The sequence below is a fragment of the Kitasatospora sp. NPDC059673 genome, from assembly GCF_042734215.1.
GTDB lineage: Bacteria > Actinomycetota > Actinomycetes > Streptomycetales > Streptomycetaceae > Kitasatospora.
On record NZ_JBHWEN010000015.1, the window covers coordinates 85,102 to 109,041 of the forward strand.

General features: G+C 72.7%; 23 protein-coding genes. 12 read left to right on the forward strand and 11 right to left on the reverse strand.

What is annotated here, in order from left to right:
* Positions 1-18: 18 nt before the first annotated feature.
* The 3 genes from pqqE to ACFV18_RS19205 are packed head-to-tail and all read right to left on the reverse strand — an operon-like array spanning position 19 to position 2,397.
* Positions 19-1,503 (reverse strand): pyrroloquinoline quinone biosynthesis protein PqqE, encoded by a 1,485-nt coding sequence (pqqE, locus tag ACFV18_RS19195; protein ID WP_380484653.1) that lies wholly within the window; start codon positions 1,501-1,503, stop codon positions 19-21.
* Positions 1,504-1,506: 3 nt separating this feature from the next.
* Positions 1,507-2,205 carry a pyrroloquinoline-quinone synthase PqqC gene (pqqC, locus tag ACFV18_RS19200; protein WP_380484655.1) on the reverse strand — a complete coding sequence of 233 codons (699 nt, stop codon included), beginning with the start codon at positions 2,203-2,205 and terminating at the stop codon, positions 1,507-1,509.
* A 9-nt stretch (positions 2,206-2,214) separates the two neighbouring features.
* A complete protein-coding gene (locus ACFV18_RS19205) occupies positions 2,215-2,397 on the reverse strand; it encodes a hypothetical protein (RefSeq protein ID WP_380484657.1) in 183 nt (60 codons plus the stop codon).
* A 201-nt stretch (positions 2,398-2,598) separates the two neighbouring features.
* Between ACFV18_RS19205 and ACFV18_RS19210 the strand changes: the two genes are divergently transcribed.
* Positions 2,599-2,820, forward strand: a complete 222-nt coding sequence (locus ACFV18_RS19210; protein WP_380484659.1) for a hypothetical protein — start codon at positions 2,599-2,601, stop codon at positions 2,818-2,820.
* A gap of 22 nt (positions 2,821-2,842) precedes the next feature.
* Complete coding sequence (locus tag ACFV18_RS19215) at positions 2,843-3,667, forward strand: alpha/beta fold hydrolase (protein ID WP_380484661.1); 825 nt, start codon at positions 2,843-2,845, stop codon at positions 3,665-3,667.
* Here the strand turns inward: ACFV18_RS19215 and ACFV18_RS19220 are convergent, their stop codons facing one another.
* The 4 genes from ACFV18_RS19220 to ACFV18_RS19235 form a co-directional block, all read right to left on the reverse strand.
* Positions 3,668-3,973, reverse strand: coding sequence for an XRE family transcriptional regulator (locus ACFV18_RS19220; protein WP_380484663.1), 306 nt, complete (start codon positions 3,971-3,973; stop codon positions 3,668-3,670).
* Positions 3,974-3,975: 2 nt separating this feature from the next.
* Positions 3,976-4,344, reverse strand: coding sequence for a type II toxin-antitoxin system RelE/ParE family toxin (locus tag ACFV18_RS19225; RefSeq protein ID WP_380484665.1), 369 nt, complete (start codon positions 4,342-4,344; stop codon positions 3,976-3,978).
* A gap of 68 nt (positions 4,345-4,412) precedes the next feature.
* Positions 4,413-7,439: an AAA family ATPase gene (locus tag ACFV18_RS19230; RefSeq protein ID WP_380484667.1), complete on the reverse strand. Its 3,027-nt coding sequence runs from the start codon at positions 7,437-7,439 to the stop codon at positions 4,413-4,415.
* Positions 7,440-7,461: 22 nt separating this feature from the next.
* Entirely contained in the window at positions 7,462-8,634 is a 1,173-nt protein-coding gene (locus ACFV18_RS19235; protein WP_380484669.1) for an exonuclease SbcCD subunit D, read from the reverse strand.
* 227 nt (positions 8,635-8,861) lie between these two features.
* Between ACFV18_RS19235 and ACFV18_RS19240 the strand changes: the two genes are divergently transcribed.
* The gene (locus ACFV18_RS19240) at positions 8,862-9,455 is read left to right on the forward strand and encodes a hypothetical protein (protein ID WP_380484671.1); all 594 of its coding nucleotides are present in this window, start codon (positions 8,862-8,864) and stop codon (positions 9,453-9,455) included.
* An 89-nt stretch (positions 9,456-9,544) separates the two neighbouring features.
* Positions 9,545-10,153, forward strand: a complete 609-nt coding sequence (locus ACFV18_RS19245; protein ID WP_380484672.1) for a TIGR03086 family metal-binding protein — start codon at positions 9,545-9,547, stop codon at positions 10,151-10,153.
* Positions 10,154-10,259: 106 nt separating this feature from the next.
* Here ACFV18_RS19245 and ACFV18_RS19250 read toward each other — a convergent pair whose 3' ends face one another.
* On the reverse strand, positions 10,260-10,391 hold the full coding sequence (locus ACFV18_RS19250; RefSeq protein ID WP_380484674.1) for a hypothetical protein: 132 nt from the start codon (positions 10,389-10,391) through the stop codon (positions 10,260-10,262).
* 955 nt (positions 10,392-11,346) lie between these two features.
* Between ACFV18_RS19250 and ACFV18_RS19255 the strand changes: the two genes are divergently transcribed.
* The gene (locus ACFV18_RS19255; RefSeq protein ID WP_380484676.1) at positions 11,347-12,144 is read left to right on the forward strand and encodes an SGNH/GDSL hydrolase family protein; all 798 of its coding nucleotides are present in this window, start codon (positions 11,347-11,349) and stop codon (positions 12,142-12,144) included.
* 136 nt (positions 12,145-12,280) lie between these two features.
* Here the strand turns inward: ACFV18_RS19255 and ACFV18_RS19260 are convergent, their stop codons facing one another.
* Together ACFV18_RS19260 and ACFV18_RS19265 are read right to left on the reverse strand one after the other, a co-directional pair.
* The gene (locus ACFV18_RS19260) at positions 12,281-13,411 is read right to left on the reverse strand and encodes a polysaccharide deacetylase family protein (protein ID WP_380484678.1); all 1,131 of its coding nucleotides are present in this window, start codon (positions 13,409-13,411) and stop codon (positions 12,281-12,283) included.
* 196 nt (positions 13,412-13,607) lie between these two features.
* Positions 13,608-15,431 carry an AMP-dependent synthetase/ligase gene (locus ACFV18_RS19265; protein WP_380484680.1) on the reverse strand — a complete coding sequence of 608 codons (1,824 nt, stop codon included), beginning with the start codon at positions 15,429-15,431 and terminating at the stop codon, positions 13,608-13,610.
* A 338-nt stretch (positions 15,432-15,769) separates the two neighbouring features.
* Between ACFV18_RS19265 and ACFV18_RS19270 the strand changes: the two genes are divergently transcribed.
* The 7 genes from ACFV18_RS19270 (at position 15,770) to ACFV18_RS19300 (ending at position 22,385) form a co-directional block, all read left to right on the forward strand.
* Positions 15,770-18,385, forward strand: a complete 2,616-nt coding sequence (locus ACFV18_RS19270; protein ID WP_380484681.1) for a nitrate- and nitrite sensing domain-containing protein — start codon at positions 15,770-15,772, stop codon at positions 18,383-18,385.
* The gene (locus tag ACFV18_RS19275; protein WP_380484683.1) at positions 18,382-18,801 is read left to right on the forward strand and encodes a roadblock/LC7 domain-containing protein; all 420 of its coding nucleotides are present in this window, start codon (positions 18,382-18,384) and stop codon (positions 18,799-18,801) included. Before ACFV18_RS19270 ends, ACFV18_RS19275 begins: the two co-directional genes overlap by 4 nt.
* A gap of 7 nt (positions 18,802-18,808) precedes the next feature.
* Positions 18,809-19,318, forward strand: a complete 510-nt coding sequence (locus tag ACFV18_RS19280) for a DUF742 domain-containing protein (RefSeq protein WP_380484685.1) — start codon at positions 18,809-18,811, stop codon at positions 19,316-19,318.
* On the forward strand, positions 19,299-19,907 hold the full coding sequence (locus ACFV18_RS19285) for an ATP/GTP-binding protein (RefSeq protein ID WP_380484687.1): 609 nt from the start codon (positions 19,299-19,301) through the stop codon (positions 19,905-19,907). Before ACFV18_RS19280 ends, ACFV18_RS19285 begins: the two co-directional genes overlap by 20 nt.
* 549 nt (positions 19,908-20,456) lie before the next feature.
* A complete protein-coding gene (locus tag ACFV18_RS19290; protein WP_380484688.1) occupies positions 20,457-21,101 on the forward strand; it encodes a winged helix-turn-helix domain-containing protein in 645 nt (214 codons plus the stop codon).
* 139 nt (positions 21,102-21,240) lie between these two features.
* Positions 21,241-21,681 (forward strand): VOC family protein, encoded by a 441-nt coding sequence (locus ACFV18_RS19295; RefSeq protein ID WP_380484690.1) that lies wholly within the window; start codon positions 21,241-21,243, stop codon positions 21,679-21,681.
* A 44-nt stretch (positions 21,682-21,725) separates the two neighbouring features.
* Positions 21,726-22,385: a hypothetical protein gene (locus ACFV18_RS19300; RefSeq protein WP_380484691.1), complete on the forward strand. Its 660-nt coding sequence runs from the start codon at positions 21,726-21,728 to the stop codon at positions 22,383-22,385.
* A 159-nt stretch (positions 22,386-22,544) separates the two neighbouring features.
* On the opposite strand, the gene ACFV18_RS19305 is transcribed toward ACFV18_RS19300, so the two are convergent.
* A complete protein-coding gene (locus tag ACFV18_RS19305) occupies positions 22,545-23,801 on the reverse strand; it encodes an esterase/lipase family protein (protein WP_380484693.1) in 1,257 nt (418 codons plus the stop codon).
* Between the last annotated feature and the right edge of the window lie 139 nt (positions 23,802-23,940).

The window sequence follows — 23,940 nt, forward strand, 5'->3', positions numbered from 1 at the left end:
TGGCTTCCCTCTCTCGGCTCAGGCCCCGCGTGGCACCAGAGGCTCGGTGGGGTCCGGCTCGCCGCCTCGGACCGGCTCGGTGCCTCGGACCGGCTCGCCGGCTCGGACCAGCTCGGTGACGAGCGCGTGGTGCGGCGAGAGGCGGCAGACCGGGTCGGTGGCGGCCGGGTCACCCGTGAGCTGGAAGGCCTGGCAGCGGCAACCGCCGTGGTCGAGCTCCTTGCGCTCGCAGCTGCGGCAGGGCTCGGGCATCCAGTCCGTGCCGCGGAAGCGGGTGAACGCGGGGGAGTCGAACCAGATGTCCGCCAGCGGGCGGTCGCGCACGCCCACCACGCCGAGCCCCGGGATCTGCGCGGCGGCGGGGCAGGGCAGCACGTCACCGTTGGGCGCGACGGTGAGCTGGCGGCTGGCCCAGCCGTTCATGCAGGGCTTGGGCCAGCTCTCGTGGTAGTCCGAGACGACATAGACGATCTGCAGGGTGCCGGCCAGGCGCTCGCGGGCGGCCGTCACCGCGGCCTCGGCCGCCGCCAGTTGGGCACCGGTCGGCAGCAGCGCCGCGCGGTTGCGCAGGGCCCAGCCGTAGTACTGGGTGTTCGCCAGTTCGAGTCGGTCCGCGTGGAGCTCCGCCGCCAGGTCGATCAGGGCGGGGACGTGCTCGATGTTGCGCCGGTGCAGCACGACGTTGACCGTCAGGGGCAGGCCGGCGGCCTTGACCAGACCGGCGGCGGCGAGCTTGCGCGCGTGCACGGGCCGGCCGGCCAGCGCGTCCGCCGGAGCGGCCGTCGCGTCCTGGATGCTGAGCTGGACGTGGTCGAGGCCCGCGGCGGCCAGCTCGGTCAGCCGGGCCGGGGAGAGCACCTGCCCGCCGGTGATCAGACTGGTGTACAGGCCCAGCCCCTGGGCGTGCGCCACCAGTGCGGGCAGGTCGCGCCGGAGCAGGGGCTCGCCACCGGACAGGTGCACCTGGAGCACGCCCAGGGCCCGGGCCTCGGTGAGGACCCGCCGCCACTCGGCCGGGCTCAACTCGTCGGCATAGGAGTCGAGCGCGACCGGGTTGGAGCAGTACCCGCAGCGCAGCGGGCAACGGTAGGTCAGTTCGGCGAGCAGGCCGAACGGCCGGCCCGTCCGGTCGCCGTCGGGGAGCGCGGGCGGCTCGGCAAGGGGCGGCGTCGCCGGTGTCTCGGGAAGGACGGCTGTCTTGGGAAGGGCTGCCGGAAGGGGCGGGCGGGCCGGGCCGGTCTCCTCCAGCAGGTACTGCTCGGCCAGCGAGGCGAGGAAGGACCGCACCTCGTCCGGTCGCACCCCGGAGTACTCCCGCTCCAGGTCGGCGAGGATCGCCGCCGTGCCGGTGGCGCCGTCGCAGCGCGCCAGCACGGCAGCGGCCGTCTCGCCGAGCAGCAGCACGCCCTCCGGGTGCAGCAGCACCGGGACGGACCGCACCTGGTCGTGGCCGAGCCGGACGCCCCGGCGCAGGCGCCAGGGACCGTCCGCCCTCGTGGTCATTCGTCAGCCCGCCGGGGTCGCGCGCTCGATGGTGTCCAGCATCGACCAGAGGACGTCGCACTTGAAGGAGAGCGCGTCCAGGGCCGCGTCCTGCTGCTCACGGCTCGTGCAGTATTCGGTGACCAGTTCCAGCGCGTGGGCCGAGTCGGCGTCGGCCACGGCCGGACGCTGCTCGAAGTACCGGAGGCCGGCGGGATCCACCCACTTGTAGTGGGTGCGCAGGGCGGCGAGCCGTTCGCGCATCAGGTCCGGGGAGAACAGCTCGGTGAGCGAGGCGGCGACGGCCTCGATCCATGGCCGGGTGCGCGCGAAGTTCACGTAGGCGTCCGTGGCGAAACGCACGCCCGGCAGGACATGACGCTCGTCCAGCACCTCCTTCCGGCTGAGCCCGGCGGCCTCGGCGAGGGCGAGCCAGTCGAGGTTTCCCCCCTGGTCGGGGGCGGTGCCGTCCTGGTCCGCGAGGCGCTTGACCCAGCGGCGGCGCACCTCGGGGACGGGGCAGTTGGCGATCACCGCCGCGTCCTTCTGGGGCAGCCACTTCTGGTAGTACCAGCGATTGGCGATCCAGGATCGCAACTCCGGCTCGCTCAGCCCGCCCTGGTGCAGCCGCAGATGGAAGGGATGGTTGTGCCAGTAGTTCTCGGAGTGGGCGTGCAGGGCCGCGGTGAACTCCGGGACGGTACGTGCCGTTCGGTCCGTCATGGTCGCTCGCTACCGTCGGCCCGCATACGCCGTGACCTCGTGCGCGAGCTCGATGCCCTGCGCGGCCGGCGGCGACCAGGACCGCCGCAGGTCCGTGCCGGGCGGCGGCTCGGACGGCGCCGTGCGCGGCGGGTCGGCCGGGCCGGTGGGCGGGTGGGCTGAGGTGGTGGTGGCGTTCGGCTGGTTCGTCATGCAGCACCTCGGAGGTGATCACGATGGGATGTACACGGTCGGTTTTCAGGATCGATCCGCGCCCCGACCCGCGCAAACGGTGCACGGGGTGGGACCTGTGCATGTCAGGGTGCGGATCGTTCGGTGTCACTGCTCCCAGGCCGGCTGATCCCTGACTGTTGGACCGGCGGGCGCCGGAGGGCGGGGACGTACCCTGGGCGCATGGCGGAGCGGCGGTCGGAGAGCAGGAGCACCGGGCAGCTCTGCGAGGTGTCCGCCGATCCCGAGCAGGCCCGGCGCGGGCTGCTGCCCGGCGGGCCCGGTGAGCGCGCCGCGTGTGTGCTGTGCGGCGGGGAGACCGAGTATCCGGCCGAGACGCCCGGCGCCACGCTGTGCCCGGTCTGCACCTGGCAGCAGGCCCAGCGTGCGGCGTGCTCCGGCTGATGATCCGTCAGACAATCGGTCAATGACCGTTTCTGCGCCGAGTGACCGGCCTGTCGCCGGCCTGTTGGAGCGCCCCGACGCCACACTCGCCTTCGAGACCACCGGCAGCGCCGGCCCGTTGGCCGTGCACGCGCACGGCTCGCTCTCCAGCCGGGCCCACGAGCGGCGCGCCCTGCTGTTCGACTGGACGCCGCTCACCGCGACCCACCGCCTGGCCCGCTACGACGCGCGCGGCCACGGGCACTCCACGGGCCGGCCCGTACCGGCGGACTTCAGCTACCCCGCGCTCGCCGAGGACCTGCTGGCGCTCTGCGACCACCTCTCGCCCGACGCGCCCGTCACCGCGCTCGGCGCGTCCATGGGCACCGCGACGGTTCTGTGGGCCGCGCTCGCCCGGCCCGAACGGTTCGACCGCCTGGTGCTGGCCATCCCCGCCGTCGCCTGGGAGGCCCGAGACCCGCGACGGTCCGGGCTGCGAGCTGCCGCGGACCTGGTGCAGCGGCGCGGCACGGGCGCGCTCAGGGCCGCCGCGAAGATCGGCGGACCGCCCGCCGTGCTCGCCGAAGTCCCCCAGTACACGACCGAGTTCGACGCCGCAGAGCACCTCGTGCCGTCCGTCCTGCGGGCCGCCGCCGAAGCCGACCTGCCCGCCCCGGACCGCCTCCGCGACCTCCCCCACCCCACCCTGATCCTCGCCTGGCCCACCGACCCCGTCCACCCCCTCCCCACCGCCCACACCCTCGCCGCCCACCTCCCCAACGCCCACCTGCACACCGCCACCACCCTCGAGGACATCAGGAGTTGGGGCCGAGTCGCGGCGAACTTCCTGGCGGCACCTGCGAGGTGACTACCGGATCCGCAGCTGGCGGTCCCCGAAGTCGGCCACCAGACGGAGCTGCCCGCCGAGTGCCTCGATGTACTCACGGAGCGTGCCGAGGGAGGTGCTTTCGAGCTCGCCGCGCTCCAGCCTCGAGACGTTCGGCTGGGTGACGCCGATCATTTCCGCAACCTCGGTCTGGGTCAGGTCCTGCTCGCGACGGATCTCGGCGAGGCGGTAGGCACGTACCTCGGCGTCGAGCTTGGCGCGGTGCGCCGCCACCCTGTCCTCGTCGGTGACGACCTGGGCCCGGACGTCCTTCCAGGATCTGGCCATTGCTACTCGCCCTCCTTGAGTGCGTCGAGGTGCCGGTCGAATCGGGCATCCGCGATGGGGATGTTCTTGTCGTACCACAGGTGCCACTGCCCGGACTTGTCGCCGGCCACGAGGAGGATGGCTTCCCGCTCCGGATCGAACGCGAACAGGATGCGGATCTCACTCTCCCCGCAGGCCCGAGGGCGGAGTTCCTTCATATGGTGGTGTCTGGACTGCTTGATCCGATCGACGAGTGGTCGCCCGAGCGTCGGGCCTTGCTCCGCCAGCATGTCGATGGCCGCGGCAACCTGATCGGCTACCTCGGGCTCGCTCTCGCTCAGCCCGACGAACCAGGCGTCGACGGCTTCATGCAGTGAGACTTCCCATGTCACGCGAGAAGTATGCGGTTCACGTTATATGCGCTGCAAGTTATGTCCCGGGCCGGTGCCGGGGTGGGGCCTCAGGGGGCGTCGTGGGTGGTGTGGTGGGTGGTGGAGCCGTGGCGGTGTTTGCGGATGAGGAGTTGGGCGGGGATGCGGGTGCGGAGGTCGGCGACGTGGCTGACGATGCCTACGGCGCGGTCGCGTTCGCGGAGGGAGTCGAGGACGTCCATGACTTCTTCGAGGGTGTTTTCGTCGAGGGTGCCGAAGCCCTCGTCGATGAAGAGGGTGTCGAGGGGCATGCCGCCGGCCTCGTCGGTGACGACGTCGGCGAGGCCGAGGGCGAGGGCGAGGGAGGCGAAGAAGGATTCGCCGCCGGAGAGGGTGGCGGTGTCGCGTTCGCGGCCGGTCCAGGCGTCGACGACGTGGAGGGAGAGGCCGGAGCGTTTGGTGCCGGAGACCAGGCCGTCGCTGTGGACCAGGGTGTAGCGGCCGCCGGACATCTTCAGCAGGCGCTGGCTGGCCGCGGCCGCGACCTGTTCGAGGCGGGCGGCCAGGACGTAGGACTCCAGGCGCATCCGCAGGGCGTTCTCGGCGGGGGCGCCGGCCAGCAGGGCGGCGAGGCGGCTGATCCGGGCGTGGGCGTCGAGGACGGGGGCGAAGGCGTCGGCCAGGGCGGTCAGGTCGTGGGTGATCCGGGCCAGGGCGGCGACCCGGTCGGTGGCGGTGCCGTGTGCGGTGTCGGCGGCGCGCAGGACGGCCGTGGCGTGCTCCTCGGCGGCGTGCGCGGAGGTGGCGTCCGCCGGGGGGAGTTCGGCGGCCGCGCGCAGGTCCGGGTCGGCGAGGCGGGCCGCGGCCTGTTCCAGGGCGGCGTCCAGCTGCTCGAACCGCCGTTGCAGCGCGTCGCGTTGGTGGGCGGGGAGTTCGGCGGCGGCGAGGGCCGACAGGTCGGTGAAGCCCGCGTCGGTGGCGGCCCGTTCCAGGGCGTCGGTGGCCTCGGCGAGCCGGTGGGTGGTCTCGGTGGTGGTGCGGGCCGCGTCCAGGACGGCCGTGACGGTGCCGGCGAGGGCGTCCACGGCGGCGGCGCGGGCCGCGACGGAGGGGGCGTCGGCCCGGGCGGCGGCGATCCGTCCGGCCAGCGCGTCGAGTTCGGCCGCGACGGTGCCCAGCCGGTCCGCGAGGACGGCGCCGCGCTCGCCCGCCTGCCGCAGCCGCTCGTCGCGGGCCCTGCGTTCGTGTTCCAGCCGCTCGACCTGCTGGCCCAGCGGCACCAGCTGCTCCGCGGTGTGCAGCGCGGCGCGTCGATCGGCATTCAACTCGTCGAGGGCGAGGGACAGTTCGGCGACCGAGCGGCCGCCGGAGGCGGTCTCGGCGGCCGCGGCGTCCACCTGGAGGGTGCTCAACCGGCGCTTGGCCGCGTCGAGTTCGCCCTCGGCCGCGTGCTGGGCGGCGCGAGCGCGCTGCTCGTCGGCGGCGGTGACCTGGTCGGCCGAGGGGCGGGCCGGGTCCGGATGCTCGGGCGAGCCGCAGACCCGGCAGGGCTCGCCGGCGGCCAGCTGGGCCGCCAACTCGGCGGCCATGCCCGCGAGTCGACGTTCCTGGAGGTCCAGGGTGCGGGCCCGGGCGTCCAGGGCGGCACCCGCCAGCGTGTGGACCTCCGCCTCGGCGGCGGCCAGAGCGGACAGCAGCCGGCGGTGGCGCCGGGCCGCGCCATGACGGGTCGTCAAGTCCTGGTGCTGGGCGTCGAGTCGGGCGAGGAGGGCATGGGCGTCGCGGGCCGCGTCGAGATCGACGTTCAACTGCTTCAGCTGGTCGTCGAAACCGGACAGCCAGTCCTGCGACTCCTCCGCCAGGTCGTCCGCCCGCTTCTGCTCGGCGGCCAACTCGGCACGCTCAAGCAGAAGATGGGAATGCCGCTGCTCGTCCGCGCGGGCCTCCGCCAGGCGGGTCGCCTCGGTGCGCAGGGCGTGCTCCGCCGAGGCGAGCGGGAGCTCGCCGAGCAGCCGGGCGGCCCACGGTGCGGCGGACCGGGCGGCGAGCTCGGCGGTGTGCGCGGACTCGGCGGTGGTGGCGGCGGTGTGGGCGGCCAGTGCGCCCCGGTGCAGGGCGCGCAGGGGGGCCAGGGTCTCGGCGGCCAGGGCGAGCCGCAGGCGGGCCCGGTCGGCGGCCGACTCCTGGGCGGTGGCGGTGAGTTGGAGATGCCGGTCGAGCGCGGAGCGGTAGTGCTGCTGACGGTCCGCCAGGGTGCGCTGGGCGTCCAGGTGTGCGCGGGCCCGGGTGCGGGCCGACTCGGCGGCGCCGAGCGCCAGTGCCGTCGCGGTGACGCGTTCGGCGGCCGTGCCGCGCAGCATTGCCGCCCAGGCCAGCACCTCCGAGGCGGAGGCGTTCTCGCCGGGCCGGTGCGCGGCGGCGTCCTCCGCGAGCGGACCGGCCGCCTCCTCGGCGCGGGCCGCCAGGTCGCGCAGCTTCTGCCGCCCGGCCTGCACCTCGTGCTCCTGGCGCAGACGGCGCTCCGCCGTCCACCGCTCCAACTGCTCGAAACGGCCGGTGTCGAACAACTTGCCCAGCAGCTCGGCGCGCTGCTTGGAGTCCGCGCGCAGGAACCGCGCGAAGTCGCCCTGCGGCAGCAGCACCACCTGGCAGAACTGGTCCCGGCTCATGCCGAGCAGCCGGGTCAGCTCCTCGCCGGCCTCCTGGTGCGAGCGGCTGACCGGGACCCAGCCCGGCTCGCCCTCGCCGGCGTCCGCCGCCCATTCGCGCAGGAGCGTCTGCGCCTTGTCCTGGGTGAAGCCCGAACCGCGCTTCTTCGGACGGAGCTGCTCCGGGCTGCGGGTGATCTCCAGCCGGCGCCCGCCGAGCGTCGCCTCCAGCACCACCTCGGTGCGCCGCCCCTGGTCGGCGTGGTCGCTGCGCACGCCGTTGCTCCTGCGCGACCCCGGCAGCTCGCCGTACAGCGCGTAACAGACCGCGTCCAGCACACTGCTCTTGCCCGCGCCGGTCGCCCCGCGCAGCAGGAACAGGCCGGACGCGGTGAGCCGGTCGAAGTCGATCCGCTCCGTGGACGCGAACGGGCCGAACGCGGTGACGGTGAGCTGGTGCAGTCTCATCGGGCAGTCCCCTTCGAGCGGTTCATCGGCCGTTCTCCTCGGCGCGGTCGGCGGCCGTGCGGCGCACCGACTCCAGGCCCTCCAGTAGCCATGCCTGCTCGGTGTCGTCCAACTCCCGCCCCGGGCGGACATGGGCGACGAAGCCCTCCACCACCTCCTGGTCGCTGCGCCCGCTGACCCGCTGCGCGTACGACTGCGCCGCGGCCTGCTCGCCGCCCTCGGGGTCGAACAGCAACTGCAGGGTGTGCGGGAAACGGACCCGCAGCCGCTCCATCGGATCGACCGGCCGGACCGGGTCGGTCAGCGTGGCCTGCACCCAGGCGCCCTCGGCCCACTCGTGCTCGTCGGCGGTGAGCAGCTCGTCCAGGCGGCCGCGCAGTTGGGCCAGGGGCCGGGGCTGCGGGCAGAAGATCCGGGTGGCCTCGACGGCACCCTCGGCGTTCAGCTCGACCAGCCACATCGACTTGCGGTGGTTCGTCTCGGAGAACGAATAGGCGAGCGGGGAACCCGAGTAGCGCAGATGCGGGGCGAGGGTCTGGCAGCCGTGCAGGTGCCCGAGGGCCACGTAGTGCACCCCGTCGAACACCCCGGCCGGCACCGACTGCACGCCGCCCACCGCGATGTCCCGCTCACTGTCGCTCGGCGTGCCGCCCGTCACGAACGCGTGCGCCAGCACCACGCCCCGGGTGCCCGCCGGACGCGCGGCCAGGTCGGCCCGGACGGCGTCCATCGCCGCCGCCAGCACCTGCTCGTGCCCGCCCTTCGCCAGCCCCAGCCGCTCCCGCACCAACGCGGGCTCCAGGTACGGCAACCCGTACACCGCGACCGGCCCGTGCCCGTCGGCCAGCAGCACCGGCTCGGCGAGCGCGGCCGGATCGGTGCGCAGGTGTATGCCGGCCCGCTCGATCAGCCGGGAGGCGACACCCAGGCGGCGCGCCGAATCGTGGTTGCCGCTGATGAAGACGGTCGGGATGTTCCGCTCGGCCAGCCGCCACAGCACGTCGTCGAACAGCGCGACGGCCTCCAGCCCCGGCAGCGCCCGGTCGTACACGTCACCCGCCACCAGCACCGCGTCCACCCGCTCGGCGACGGCGGTGGCCACCAGGTGGTCGAGGAACGCGCGCTGCGCCTCGTGCAGGTTCTCGCGGTGGAACGACCGGCCCAGGTGCCAGTCCGAGGTGTGCAGCAGCCTCACGCCGAAGCTCCCCGCAGCATGTCTGTCACTCCCCGTCGCTTTCCTGTGGTTCGGCCGGTACCGAGTATCACAGGTACGGGTGACAGGCCGGGATCGGAGAGGCGGCAGAGGCCGGTGGGACAGGTGGGACGGTGACCCGACCGGCGGCCGGGGCTGTTCATCGGTCGGGTGTTCGGGGAAGATCATCGGGTGGCGAAGGTGGCCGCCCGGAGTGCGGAGGGAGTGGCATGGGCATCGAGTACAGCCCGGAGATCTCCGAACTGCTCGGGCTGGTCCGGCGCCGACCGAATGCCGGGTGGCCCTGGCACCCGGGCGTCGCGGTGCCGGAAGGGCTGCCGGTGAAGCAGTCCTGGGGCTGGCTGTTCGCCCCCGACGGCCGGGTGCTCACGCTGGTCAACCCGCGCGACGGCATCGTCAGTCTGCCCGGCGGCTCGCTGGAGGTGGAGGACGCGGGCGACCCGGGGGCGACGCTGGCCCGGGAGGCGGGGGAGGAGGCCCAGGCGAGGATCGGACCGCCGGTGTACCTCGGCTACCTGTACGACCGGGTCGGCTCGGCGAACGGCGGCCACGAGTGCGCCCGGGTCCGGATGGCCGCGGCGCTGTACGGCGCGGGCCCGTCCGCGCCCGACCCGGCCTCCGGCCGCCACTACCGGCGCCTGCTGGTCGCCCCCGGCCTGGCCGTCGAGCTCCTCGGCTGGGGCGCGGCCGGCCTGCAGCAGGCCCGTGCGGCGGTGGCGGCGGCGGTCGCGGTGCTGGGGGTTCCGGGGGCGGCGAACGAGACGATCGAGGAACTGCCGCTCGGGGGCTGCCGGTTGCGCTGAGCGGGCCCGGCGCCCGGCGGGTCGGTGTGATGTGTCAACTGGTTTTGCTGCCAACAGAGTTGGCGGATTCGCCGGGTAGCATCCGCGACATGACGGATATTCAGGAGTTCGACGCACGCGCACTGAAGGTCACCCGGGCCGTCGTCGACCGCGTCGCGGCCGACCGGCTCGATCGCCCGACCCCGTGCGGGGACTGGACACTCGGGCAGCTTCTCGCGCACATGACGGGGCAGAACCACGGCTTCGCGTTCGCGGCAGGCGGTGAGCTGCACGGGCGCGAGGTCTGGCGCGACCGCCCGGTCGGCGGCGATCCGGCCGGGGCGTTCGGCGCGTCGGCGGTGGCAGTGACCTCTGCGTTCGGCGAGGAGGGCGTGCTGGAGCGGGAGTTCTGGCTGCCGGAGGTGCGCGGCGGGCAGTGGTTCCCGGCCGTTCAGGCGATCGGCTTCCACTTGGTGGACTACGTGGTGCACGGCTGGGACGTCGCCGCCACTCTCGGGGTCGGGATCGAGTTCGACGCGGACGTGCTGGCGGCCGCACTGGCGGTCGCCGAGCAGGTTCCCACCGGGGCCGCCCGCGAGGGGGAGGGCGCCGCGTTCGCGCCCGCGCTGGACGTGCCGGCCGGGGCCGAGGTGCTGGACCGGATCCTGCTGCTGCTCGGTCGCGACCCGAGCTGGTCCGCGCCGGGGCTCACCGGCTGACGGGTGTTCAGGGCACGGGCGGGCCGGTGCTGCCCCCACGGGCGGTGCCGCCCCCACGGGGGTGGGGCGGCACCGGCTCGTCGGTCGGGGCGTGGAGTGGTTCGGGTCAGCGGGTGCCGGTGATCCGCTTCCGGCCGACGAGGACGATGCCGTCGTTGGTGGTGACGACGCTGCTGGCCGGGGTGCTGCCAGTCATGCCGAGGGTGGCCTTGGCCGCATGACGAATGGTCCTGTTCATGATTACTCCCTTGCCCGAAATGCCCACCGCGCCGGTCGGTGACGAGCGCGGCCAAAACTAGTCGTCGGGCGGGAAGAAAGCCGGTTGTCGGCGGTGATCCACCTCGCGCTGTCGGGGTTTCCCCGCGTTCGGTGCGGCTTGCCGCCGTGTTGTGCGGAATTTACGCGCGTATATGTCGGAATCCCGGGCATGGGCCGCGCGACCGGGGCCGCTGTGTGGCGTGGATCACATCCCGCGAGTGGTTCGGTCGGGGCAAGGGGGGGATCGCGCGCGGGAGTTGGGGCAGGTATGGCGGCAATGTGTGCGAAGCGGGGAGTCGCAGGGGCGGGCTTGTCCGGAATTCTGCTTCCGATCGCTTTCGGCTGGTTCGAGGGTCTCCTCCGGGGCGGGGGAGCTGTTCGATCCGGAGCTGCGTTTCCGGGTGGCGGGGTCGGTTTCCGGAGTCGCCGGCGATCGAATTGTCGAGGCGCGGAATTTCCGGGAATTCCGGTGGGAATTTGCGAATTCTGCGGCGGGTGAGTAGGTGGACTTCGCCGGATGGACGATTGCGGACGGTGACGAATTGGCCCCGGGGTCGGGGGCGGCGCTCGTCGGCGTCGTCCGTCGGCGACCGGTCCGGCCAGGGCACTCTTCGTGGCGGTGGAGGGTGGGGCGGGCGGGGAGGTGTTGTGCGCCGGTGCGGTGCCCCGGCAGCCGGGTACGCAGTGTCACGACCCCGTCGCGTACGGAGATGGGGCGTGAGTTGACGGTGCGTCAGGTGAAAAATTGGGCGATCGGACGTTCGGGAGGGGGCTGGAGGGAATTTCCGCAGCCCAGGTCAGGGGTGGGTCTTCGCGCGTAGCGAGTTCTGGGTGTCCGTTGGATGAGAGTTCGTCAAATTCTTTGGCATGACCGCTTCCCCCCGAGGCTACTGGCTGGTATCCAATGTGTGGCCTGCGTCACCCATGGAGGAAACATGACTAGAGTCCGTGCCATCACCGTCGCTCTCACCGCGGCGGCCCTGTCCATCACCACCCTTGCCGCCGCCACCCAGGCGAGCGCCGCCGGCGTCAACTACGTGGCGCTGGGCGACTCGTACTCGGCCGGTGTCGGATCGGGCAGCTACACCAGCGAGAGCGGCAGCTGCAGTCGCAGCACCAACGCCTACCCGTACCTGTGGAAGAACGCGCACGCCCCGACCTCGTTCAAGTTCGTGGCCTGCTCGGGTGCGACGACCGATGACGTGCTCGCCAACCAGATCAGCTCGCTGAGCTCCTCGACCAGCCTGATCTCGATCACCATCGGCGGCAACGACGCGGGCTTCGCCTCGACCATGCAGACCTGCGTGCTGAGCAGCGACGCCTCGTGCCTGAGCGCGGTGAACACGGCGAAGAGCTACGCCAACAACACGCTGCCGGGCAAGCTCTCCAACCTGTACGCGCAGATCAAGGCCAAGGCGCCCAACGCGCATGTGGTGGTGCTGGGTTACCCGCACCTGTACCAGGTGCCGGGCAGCTGCATCCTCGGCATCTCGGACACCAAGCGGACCGCGATCAACAGCGCGGCGGACACCCTGGACACGGTGATCTCCAAGCAGGTGACGGCGGCCGGCTTCACCTTCAAGGACGTCCGGTCGATCTTCTCCGGCCACGAGATCTGCGGTTCCTCGTCCCAGTGGCTGAACAGCACCACGCTGCCGATCAGCGACAGCTACCACCCGAACTCCTCGGGCCAGGCGTACGGCTACCTGCCGAGCTTCTCCGCGGGCGCCTGATCCTCGGAGCGGGTGAGTGGGGCGTCCGTGCGGGACGCGTGAGCCGGTGTCCGGGCCCATGGGAGGGGCCCGGACACCGGTGTTCGTGGACCGCCACGGACTGACGATACGTCAGCCTTATGTTCGAGGTGCCGGTTCAGTGCAGGTGGTCGGTGAGTGCGGCGGGCGTCAGGCCGGCCGCGCGGGCCGCGTCCAGGGCGCGCCGGAGGTCGCTCGCCAGGGTGTCGGTGAAGTGCAGGATGATCACGTCGCCGGGCTGGAGCGGGCCGCCGTGGTAGACGTTCGCGGCGCCGGAGGTGAAGTCGGCGGTGGCGGTCAGCAGGTACCTGATGCCGCAGTTCGCGGCGGCCTGCCGGGAGTTGGCGTCGAAGGCGAAGAACGGCGGCCGGAGGATGGTCGGCGTGGTGCCGTAGCGGGCGGCGACCGTGTCGCGGGCGTCGCAGATCTCGGCCTGCTGCTCGGCGAGCGACAGGGTTGTCAGGTCGCGGTGCGAGACGGTGTGGTCCTGGAGGGAGGAGCCGGGCGCCGCGGTGATCCGGCTGAAGTAGTCCGGTTCGAAGCCCTCCGGCATGGGCAGTGGGAACGCGGTGACCGGCAGCTTGTGGTCGGCGATCAGCTGCGCGGCCTCGGGGGTGCGGAACCAGCCGTCGTCGATGGTCAGGAAGACCACCTTGTCCGAGGTCGGCGCGTTCCAGGTGGCGTACGCGGGGGCCGGGGTGTCGCCGGTGACGCTGACGTCGTCCACCGTGATCGGGCCCCGGCCGTACCAGCCGTGCGCGTACAGCTGCACGGAGGTGGTGGTGGCGCCGGTGGTGAAGGTGGTGGACAGCTGCTGCCAGCCGCTGCCGGTGGACGCCGTCCAGGCCGGCGGGACGTCGTGGCCGGTGCCGGTGGCGCCGATGAAGGCGTACGAGCCGTGCACCCAGGCCCGGTACGTGTAGCTGGTGTTGGGGCGCACCGCGAGGGTCTGGACGCACTGGCCGGTGGAGTCGGCGGAGGCCGGGGTGATGGCCAGCGCGGAGCTGCCGGTGCGGGCCGCGGTGGTGACGGCGCCCTCGCCGGTGGCGCAGTGCCAGCCGGGGATCGAGCCCCAGTCGGCGAGTGGGAGGGTGGGGATCTCGAACCCGGGGTTGGTGGCGAGATTGACCGTGGGGGCCTCGGCGGCCGCCGCCCGGGCGTCGGCGTGCGCGGCCGGGGCGGTGGCGAGGGCGGCCAGCACGGTGGCGGCGACAGCCGTCGCGAGACGGCGGCGTGCGGAACTGGGCACGGATCAACTCCAGTGTGGGGGAGGAGAGAAGACGTGACTCCCGGAGGGGGCGGGGGTCGGTCGCGGCCATGCCGCACCGGGCCAGGTGCACACAATGGACTGGACCAATCCTGGCGGTCAAGGGGGACGTCGGAGATCGGTCAACGTTCGTCGGGCCCCGTCAGGTGATGGTCCGTCAGCGTCCGGAAGAGGACGGTCAGCCGGCGTACAGCTCGTCGAGGTCCCGGGCGTAGCGTTCCGCCACGGCTGCCCGGCGGATCTTCAGCGAGGGCGTCAACAGGCCCTCCTCCAGGGTGAATTCGCGTGGCAGCAGCCGGAAGGCGCGGATCGACTCGGCGCGCGAGACGGTGGTGTTGGCGGCGGCCACGGCCCGCTGCACCTCCTGGTGCAGCTCCTGGTCGGTGAGCGCCGCCGGAATGTCCAGCTGCGGGCGGCCGCGGGACTTGAGCCAGTGCGTGAGGGCCACCGCGTCGAGGGTGATCAGGGCCGCCAGGTACGGCCGGTTGTCGCCCACCACGAGGCACTGGGCGATCAGCGGGTGCGCCCGGACGCGCTCCTCCAGGATCGCGGGGGCGAGGTTCTTGCCGCTGGAGGTGACGATCACCTCCTTCTTGCGGCCGGTCAGCGTCAGGTAGCCGTCCTCGTCCAGCGAACCGAGGTCGCCGGTGGCCAACCAGCCGCCGTGCAGCGCTTCCTGGGTGCAGCGCGGGTGGTTGAGGTAGCCGGAGAACACGCCGGGGCCGCGCACCCACACCTCGCCGTCCTCGGCGATCGCCACCGCCGCGCCCGGTATCGGGCGGCCGACGGTGCCGAACCTGGGCCGGTCCGGCGGATTGGCGGTGATCGCGGCGGAGCTCTCGGTCAGGCCGTAGCCCTCGTACACCGTCATGCCCGCGCCGGCGAAGAACAGCGCCAACTCCCGTCCCAGCGTGGACCCGCCGGAGATCACGGCCCGCACCCGGCCGCCGAGCACGGCCCGCACCCGCTGGTACACCAGGCGCTCGTACGCGGCGTGCCGCAGCCGCAGCGCGGGGGACGGGCCGGGGCCCTTGCGGTGCGCCCGGCGCTCCCAGGCGGTCGCCCACTCGATCGCGACCTGCTCGGCCTGCAGGAAGGTCTCCAGCCGGCCGGACGCCTCGGCGGCCTCCCGGGCCCGGCGGTGGATCTTCTCGAAGACGTACGGCACCGCGTGCAGGAAGGTCGGCCGGAAGGCCGCCAGGGCCGGCAGCAGGCTGTCCGCGGCCAGCTTGGCGTGATGGCCGATCCGGATGCCGCCGCGGATCGCCGCGATCTGGGCGAGCCGGCCGTACACGTGCGCCAGCGGCAGGAACAGCAAGGTGGCGGCCTGGTCGCCGCCGGTGTCGTCGAACACCTCCGCCCAGCCGTGCAGTACCGCGTCCGCGACCGCCGCGAAGTTGCCGTGGGTCAGCAGACAGCCCTTCGGGCGGCCGGTGGTGCCCGAGGTGTAGATGACGCTGGCCAGGGAGTCCGGCGTCACCCCGACCCGCTGACGGTGCACCAGGGCGTCCGGCACCCCCTGTCCGTCCGCCGTCAACTGCTCCACGCAGCCCCGGTCGAGCTGCCAGATGCCGGTCAGGGCCGGCAGCGCGTCGCAGACCGCGCCGACCGTCATCGCCTGGTCCTCGTCCTCGACCACGCAGGCCACCGCGGAGGTCTCGGCCAGGATCCAGCGCACCTGTTCGGGCGCCGCCGTCGGGTACACCGGTACCGGGATCGCGCCGACCGACCAGAGCGCGTAGTCGAACAGCGTCCACTCGTAGCGGGTGGAGGACATCACCGCGACCCGGTCGCCGTAGCGCACGCCGCGGGTGAGCAGGCCCCGGGCCAGGGCCAGCACCTCGTCGCGGAACTGAGCGGCCGTCACCGGCTGCCAGGCGCCGTCCGCCCAGCGGGACAACTGCACCAGCCGCGGTTCGCGCTCGGCCCGGTCGAACACCGAGTCGGCCAGCCCGCCGGTCACGGCCGAGCTGCCGAGCGCGGGGCTGCTGATCTCTCGCACGGTACCCCCGTTCCGCCGATCCCCGCCCCCGGTCGCACCGGCGGAGGGCGGCATCGGCGAAGCTACCCGATCGACGCGGCGCTGCCCAGAGTCACCGCCCGGCGACACCCCGCACCGGGCACAGTGCCGCAGGTCGGGGCACTGAAGGGCGCGGGCGCGGAAATTAAAGGACGATACGGACACCACACGATCACGATGCAAATTCACCCTACGAACGGACGGTCAGTAAGTAGTAGGCTCGCGGCTCTCGCACCCCTCCGTACCTCTTGACGCCCACCCCTGCCCCCGGCCGCTCGTGCCCGGCGACCACACCGACCGAGGACCACCAGAGGACCCACATGCGCCTGCGCCGCAGCTCGATCCGCGCGAGGATCATCGCGCTGCTCCTGGTGCCCATCGTGGCGCTCGGCGGCCTGTGGGCCTACTCCACACTGATCACCACCAGCGGCGTGTGGAGCCAACTCGACCTCAGCACCACCTACAAGAGCTTCGGCGACCCCGCCGACCAGTACGTCGAAGACCTGAGCATCGAACGCACCGCCGCCGTGCTGCACCTCGCCGACCCCGCGAGCAAGGCCTACGCCGACTCCTACCTCAAGTCCCAGACCGTCACCGACCGGGACCTGCAACTGCTGCTCTACCAGGCAGGCAGCCGCGACGCCGAAAAGCTCACCGGCGACCAGCGCGCCCGCCTCCGCGACCTCATCTCGGCCGCCGACGAACTCGCCGCCGTCCGCAGCCAGATCCGCCAGCACCAATCCAGCTGGGACGGCGCACTCAAGGACTACAGCGGCCTGATCGGCCCGGTCTTCGCCTTCCGGTCCTCCTTCGTCGCCAAGGAGAGCGGCGCCCTGCCCCGCCAGGGCACCCTCCTGGTCGAACTCAGCCGGGCCACCGACTACCTGGCCCAGGAGACCGCCGCGATGCGCGCCCTGCGGGCCGGCAGCACCGCCACCGCCGCCGACACCCGCAAACAGCAGGTCGCCCTGGACGCCATGCACGCCCAGCAGACCCTGTTCCGGGTCTACGTCGCCGAACTCGACCCGCAGGACGAACACGACTACACCGAACTGCGCAACAGCGAGGCCTGGCGGGCCCTCACCCTCGCCGAAACCGGCTTCGACAACGCCACCGACCGGGGCGCCGAAGTCCGCGGCGGCCCCGTCGACAACTGGGGCGACAACGCCGACCGGGTCCTCGCCGACATCGCCGCCATGAACGCCCGCCTGGTCGCCAAGACCGGCGACCAGGCCCACGCCTACGCCGTCAACTCCCTGCTGCGCGGCGCCATCGCCGGCCTGGTCGGCCTGCTCGCCGTGGTGCTGTCCATCGCCGTCTCCTACCGCATCGGCCGCCGCCTGGTGCGCGAACTCATCGGCCTGCGCAACGCCGCCGCCGACCTGTCCACCAACCGGCTGCCCTCCGTGATGCTCCGGCTGCGCCGCGGCGAAGAGGTCGACGTGATCGCCGAAGTCCCCCAACTCGACTTCGGCGCCGGAGAGATCGGCCAGGTCGGCCGCGCCTTCAACGAGGTGCAGCGGGTCGCCGTCGAAGCCGCCGTCGAACAGGCCGAGCTGCGCCGCGGCGTCTCCGCCGTCTTCGTCAACCTGGCCCGCCGCTCCCAGGTGCTGCTGCACCGCCAGCTCACCCTGCTCGACACCATGGAACGCCGCACCGAGAACCCGCGCGAACTGGAAGACCTGTTCCGGCTCGACCACCTCACCACCCGCATGCGCCGCCACGCCGAAGGCCTGATCATCCTCTCCGGCGGCTCGCCCGGCCGCGCCTGGCGCAAGCCGGTCCGGATGGTGGACGTGGTGCGCGCCGCCGTCGGCGAGGTCGAGGACTACGCCCGGGTCATCGTCCGGCCGTTCCCCGGCACCGGGCTGCTCGGCTCCGCCGTCGCCGACGTCACCCACCTGATCGCCGAACTCGTCGAGAACGCCACGGTATTCTCCCCGCCGCAGACCCAGGTCACCGTCCAGGGCGAGGTGGTCGCGCACGGCTTCTGCCTGGAGATCGACGACCGTGGCCTCGGCCTGAACGAGCAACACCTCGGCGAGGTCAACCAACGCCTCGCCGTGGAGCAGGAGTTCGACCTCGCCGACACCGACCGGCTGGGCCTGTTCGTGGTCTCCCGGCTCGCCCGTCGGCACGGCATCCGGGTCCACCTGCGGCCCTCCCCGTACGGCGGCACCTCCGCCGTGGTGCTGATCCCGCGCGAACTCCTCGCCGACGCCGCGGAGATGGCCCCTGACGGAGCCCGCCCCGCCGACGACGCCACCCACCGCCGGGCCACCGGCACCCCCGAACCCGGCCGCGCGCACGCCGCCCCCGCGCACGCCGCCTCCGCGAAGGTGCTCGGCGGGCCGCGACCGTCCGCCGCCGACCCTTCGGCGAAGCCGGGAGGGCTGCCGCGACGGCGAACTCCCGGGCAGGTTGAGGTTACTGACGCTGCGTCAGGAACCGGGCGGCACCGGCGTACGGTCGATCCTGCTCCTGCGGAGGCGCCTGTCACGCCGTCCGCCGCGCCCGTCACGCCGCTCGCGCCGGTGGCCGGGGGGCTGCTGCCGCGCCGGGTCCGGCAGGCCAGCCTCGCGCCCCAACTGCGGGCCGGCGCCGGCCCCGAGAGTCCCGAACCGGCCCGCGAGCGCAGCCCCGAGGAGGCCCGCTCGGCGTTCGCCTCCTTCCAGCGCGGCTTCGCCCGCGGCCGCGGCGACCGGCTGCAGCCCGCCTCGCTGACCGTCGTGCGCTCCGAGCCCGACCCGGCCGGGCCCGGTGCCGAGCCGGCTCGGCCGGTCGCGCCGCCGTCCGGCCGACCGCCCCGGCTGCGGGTCGCGCTCCCCTCCGCGCCGGTGCCGCCCGCGCTGCCGGCCGCCCCCGTCCGCTCCGTCCCACCGGCGCACCAGCCGCCGGATGCACCGCCCGCACCAGCAGAAGGAACCGAATCATGACCGCAACAACTCCGCCGTCCGGGAGCCTCGACTGGCTCCTCAACGACCTGGTCGGCCGCGTCGCGACCCTTCGGCACGCGGTGATCCTGTCCAGCGACGGCCTGGCCACCGGCGTCTCCAGCGGCCTCGGCCGGGAGGACGCCGAGCACCTGGCCGCCGTCGCCGCCGGCTTCCACAGCCTCGCCAAGGGCGCCGGCCGGCACTTCCAGGTCGGCGGCGTCCGGCAGACCATGGTCGAACTGGACGAGGCCTTCCTGTTCATCACCGCCGCCGGTGACGGCAGCTGCCTGGCCGTGCTCAGCGACGCCGAATCCGATGTGGGCCAAATCGCCTACGAGATGGCACTGTTGGTGAAGCGCGTCGGCGAGCACCTGGCCGCCGAGCCGAGGACCGACACCACGCCGCCCGGGAGATGACCGATCAATGAGCGAGCCCGAGCCGACCGAGCCGACCGAGGCCACCGCCCCGGCCGGCCCCGGCGGTGAGACCGCGGACCAGACATCGGCCGACGACACGCCGATCGACCTGTTCGCGCCCCGCACGCCGGTGGACAACCGCTGGTTCGACGACGACGCCGGACCGATGGTCCGGCTGTTCTCGATGACCAGAGGACGCGCCCGGCCGGTCGACGACGGCCTGTTCGACCTGATCTCGCTGATCACCGCCGCCGGGCAGTACCTCGCTCCCGGCGGCGTCCCGGCCGACCTCCCGATCGGCCCCGAGCACCACGCCATCCTCCAGCTCTGCTGCGAAGAACCCCTCAGCGTCGCCGAGTTGGGCTCCTACACCGACCTGCCGGTCAGCGTGGTCCGGGTGCTGCTCGGCGACCTCCACGACGCCGACCTGATCAGCGTCACCCGACCCTTCCAGCTCGCCCAGCAACCGGACGAGCGACTGTTGCGAGACGTGATCAATGGCCTTCGTGCACTCTGACGCTTCGTCGATATCCGCGACCCGCAAGGCCCCCTGGGCCGCCAACGCGGTCAAGATCCTGATCGCCGGCGGCTTCGGCGCGGGCAAGACCACCCTGGTCGGCGCCGTCAGCGAGATCCGGCCGCTGCGCACCGAGGAGACGCTCAGCGAGCGCGGCCGCCCGATCGACGACACCGCCGGCGTCGAGGCCAAGCGCACCACCACCGTCGCCATGGACTTCGGCCGGATCGACCTCAAGCCCGGCCTCGCCCTCTACCTGTTCGGCACCCCCGGCCAGGACCGCTTCTGGTTCGTCTGGGACGAACTCGCCCGCGGCACCCTCGGCGCGGTCGTGCTCGCCGACACCCGGCGGCTCGCCGACTCCTTCCCCTCCGTCGACTACTTCGAGCAGCGCGACATCCCGTTCGTGGTCGCCGTCAACTGCTTCGAGGGCACCGAGGTGTACGCGCCCGAGGACGTCCGCGCCGCGCTCGACCTGCCGGAGAGCGTGCCGGTGCTGCTGTGCGACGCGCGGCGGCGGGAGGACGGCAAGGAGCTGCTCATCCGACTGGTCGAGCACGCCGCGGACCGGGTTGGGGTGCGACTGTAGTACTGGGCGCCTATTGGTTGCGTTTTTGCAGGTCAGGGCGTCGGTGTCCGGATGGTGGATGGTTTCTGTCTTGGCTTGCGGACCAGTGGGTACAGTGGGTTGCCTTTCGGGCACCTGGCGTGGAAGTCTCGTATCCGGGCCCGCCGTTCGGTGCGGGTTCCTGACACGTACCGGGGGAGGAGCAGCGCCATGACCGCAGTGGCCCGCGCCTCCGCTCTCCCCGTGCTGACCGTCCGCCGGTACATCGACCACGGTCTGATCTACAGCGCCTGCTGTCGCTGACGCACCGTCACCACCCTTGCCGCATGGGCGTGGTGGCGGTTCTGTGCGTCCCCACCGACCCGTCGTGCTCCGGAGAAGCCGTCCTGTGAACCCTCGCGTTCTTCTCGAACCGTTCTGGCCCTCGCGCCAGGCCCACCACTTCGACCAGACCTGTCGGCGCGTACCCCGCGTCTCCCGCCCGCCGCACTGACCGACCCGTCAGCCCCGGCGCGCCGGAAGCGCAGACGACGACCACCCACCGACCGTCACGCGCGAAAGAGCCCACGAATGTCCTACGCCGCCACTGCCGCCGCCACCGCGACCCCGCACCTGCGAGCGGTCCGCGCCCTGTCGAACCACCCCCTCGACGCCGAGTACCGCCGGGTTGCTCCGGCCCCGGCCCCCATGACCCGGCCCGCGCCCGTCATCGCCCCCGAGAGCCTGCTGGCCGGCCTCAAGGACGGTGCCGCCGTCGTCGCCGCGCTGCCCCAATCCGTGCTGCCGCAGGGCCTGTTGGCGCAGCTCGGGGCCGGCGCGAACGCTCCGCTGGTCGGCTACCTGGTGCTGGTGCCCGCCGAGAAGGTCGCTCCCGTGCCGGTGGCTGTGCCGGCCGCCGCTCCGGTCCGGCCGTTCACCCGCCCCGCCGAGAGTGGCATCTCGGTGGACCTCGACCGCCGCAACGCGTACGTCGACGGTTCCCTGCTCGACCTCACGTACTTGGAGTTCGAGCTCCTGGCCCACCTCACCGAGCACCCCCACCGCGTCCACACCCGCGACCAACTCGTACACACCGTCTGGGGTTACGGCCACGTCGGCGACGGCCGCACCGTGGACGTGCACGTCGCGCGCCTGCGCCGCAAGCTCGGCGCCGCCTACCGCGACACGATCGTCACCGTCCGCCGGGTCGGCTACAAGTACGCGCCGGTGGCCTGACGCGCTGGTGCGTTCCTGCCGCGCCCCGGGGTGGGTCGCTGTCCCGGGGCGCGGGCGGTGCGCCCGGCCTCCCGCCTACAATGCCGGGGTTCGCCGGAGTGCGGCCTCCGGCCGTCGAGATCACCTGATGAGGGGCCGTATGACCCGCCCGACCACCGGAATGCTGCACCACGTCGAGATCTGGGTACCCGATCTGGACCGCGCGGTCGCTTCCTTCGGCTGGCTGTTGGAAGGCCTGGGGTGGACGGTGTTCCAGCGCTGGAGCGGTGGCCGCAGCTGGCGGCTCGGGACGGCCTACCTGGTCCTCGAACAGTCGCCGGCACTCACCGCGGACCAGCACGACCGGTGCCGGCCCGGGTTGAATCACCTGGCGTTCCACGTCCAGGGGCGGGACGCGGTGGCAGAGTTGGTCGTCGAGGCCGCGCAGCACGGCTGGACCCTGATGTTCCCCGACCGTCACCCGCACGCCGGTGGCGAACAGAGTTACGCGGCTTACCTGGAGAACGCCGACGGGTTCGAGGTCGAGCTCGTCGCCGTCGAACCGGAACGGTCGGACTTCGGGATGGGCGGCGGGAGTTGAGGTCGGGTTCGGCCTCGCGGCGAGCCCGCCACTAGCCTGACCTGGTGGAACTCCTCGATCTCGACCCTGCTCAGTGGGCGCACCTCTGCAGCGGTCCCGACCACTACCCGGGTGGTGGGGTGGACATCCCCGAGGTGCTGCGCGGGCTGGCGGCCTCGACGGACCGCGCGGAGGCCCGCAGATGGGCCCACCGCCTGTTCGACCTGGTCTACCACGGCCACTCCGGCGGGTACTTGCTGCCGGCGGAGGCCGCGGTGCCGCACCTGATCCGGCTCGGGTCCTGCGGACCGGCCGGGGTGCGGGCGGTGGCGCTGGGGTTCCTGGTGGACCTCGGCACCGGCGGGTGGTCCTATGCGGAGAGCTGCCCGGGAAGTGAGGATCTCGCGTGCCGCACCTCCGCTGCGGTCCGGGCGGGACTGCCGGTGTACTACGCGCAGTTGGAGTCGCCCGAGGCGATGGTGCGCTCGGCGGCGTTCGTGCTGATCACCGTTCTGGAACACGAGGCCCTGCTGGAGCTCAGGGGCGATGCGCGCATCGCGGTGCAGACCGGGCCGCCGATCACGTCGGCGCGCTACCGGGCCATGGTCGAGCGGCTTCACGAGCAGGACTGGGATCCGATGGTTCGGCGGTACTTGGGGTTGGCGAAGGTGGATCCGCTGTTCGGCCAGGGCGAGGAGTACTTCGGGGTCGAGTACCTGTACTGAGTCCCGCACGGGTCCGGGATGGTGCGGGCCGTCCGTGCACGCGGCGACCGGTCCGTGCTGGACGGGAGCACGAGTCCGTGCTGGACGGGAGCACGAGGACGGGCGGGGGCACGAGGACGGGCGGGGGCGCTGGGAAGCCCCCGCCCGCCCCTCGGGTGGTCACATGTTCGCGATCTCGTTCACGAGCCAGGAGCCGAGTTCCTCGGTCATGGTGGTGTGCCCCTCGTTGCGGCCGGCGCAGAGGAAGGCGTCGAGGGCGCTGTCGTCCCGAGTGACCGGGCGGTAGAGGGCCTGCTGGTCGCTGATGTCACCGGCGGCGACGGCGCTGATGGTGGGGATGAAGCAGGACGTGGTGATGATCTCCGGGTCGACCGCGTTGCCGAGCAGGGTCATCAGGAGGGCGGCCAGGCCGAAGCTGCCGGTGTCGCCCGCGGCGGACGGCAGGACGAACAGGCCGCCGGGGGCGCCGTCGATGTCGGGCAGGCCGTTGGTGCGGACGGCGACCGGCTGGCCGCCGGCCTTCTGGAGGCGGGCGACTTCGTGGTCGCCCTGGGCCTGGGTCTTGAGCCAGGTGTCGGTCAGGGTGTCGCCGTCGCACTTCGCGGCGGTGGTGCCGGGCTTGACGCCGTTGTCGGCGCCGGTGTCCACGCCGTTGGCGACACCGATCGTGCGGAGGGTTCGCGGCCAACCGCCGACCTCGTCGAGGGCCGTGAGGAAGGCCGCCCGCTCGGGCGCCTCGCCGGGGGTGCCGGTGAGCTTGTCGAGGTGCCAGCGGGCCATCTGCTTGGCGGCGGTGCTGTTGAGCAGACCGGAGAACTGGCGCAGCACCGGCCCGAGTTCGGGGGTGTCCCCCCAGTTCTCGGTGGCGAAGTGGGTGAACGCCTGGAGGGCGACGGGGAACCACGCGCCCTGGTGCGGGGTGTCGTAGGAGAGGTAGAGGGCGGTCTCGTGGTCGGGCATATTGGGGTCGTTCTCCATCTTCGCCAGCGCGTAGCGGGTGATAAGTCCGCCCATGCTGAATCCGCCCACGACCAGCTTCGACCGGCCGACCCGCTCGGCGAGGGCCCGGCGAATGCAGTCGATGGCGGTGTCGGCGTTGGCGGTGATCGACGCCGTCCGGTCGTTGTAACCGAGGATGATCACGTCGCAGCCGGTGGCGTGGAGTTCGGAGACGAAGCGGAAGTTGCCGTTCTCCTCCAGGCCGTTCCAGAGCTGGTCGAGGCTGCTCTTCCCGCCGGAGAAGCCGTCGGAGAGGATGACCGGCCGGACCAGCTGGCGGCGGTTCAGCGGGCTGTAGTACACCCAGGCCGTTCCGCCTTCGAGGGACCACTCCTCGTGCGGTTCCGGTGCGGCCGGAAGGGCGGAGCGGGCCCCGGGGGCAACCGGGCCGAACGTGTCAACGACGGGTGCGGACATGGGTAGTTGACTCCTTGTGAGGTCGCAGGCCCGCCGAGCGGCGGTTCATGAGGGACCTTATGGAGCGGGGCAGCACCAACACGGGCGGTGGGCACGTACGTTCACACGAACGTGGCCACTTTCGCCCGTGATGGTGTGG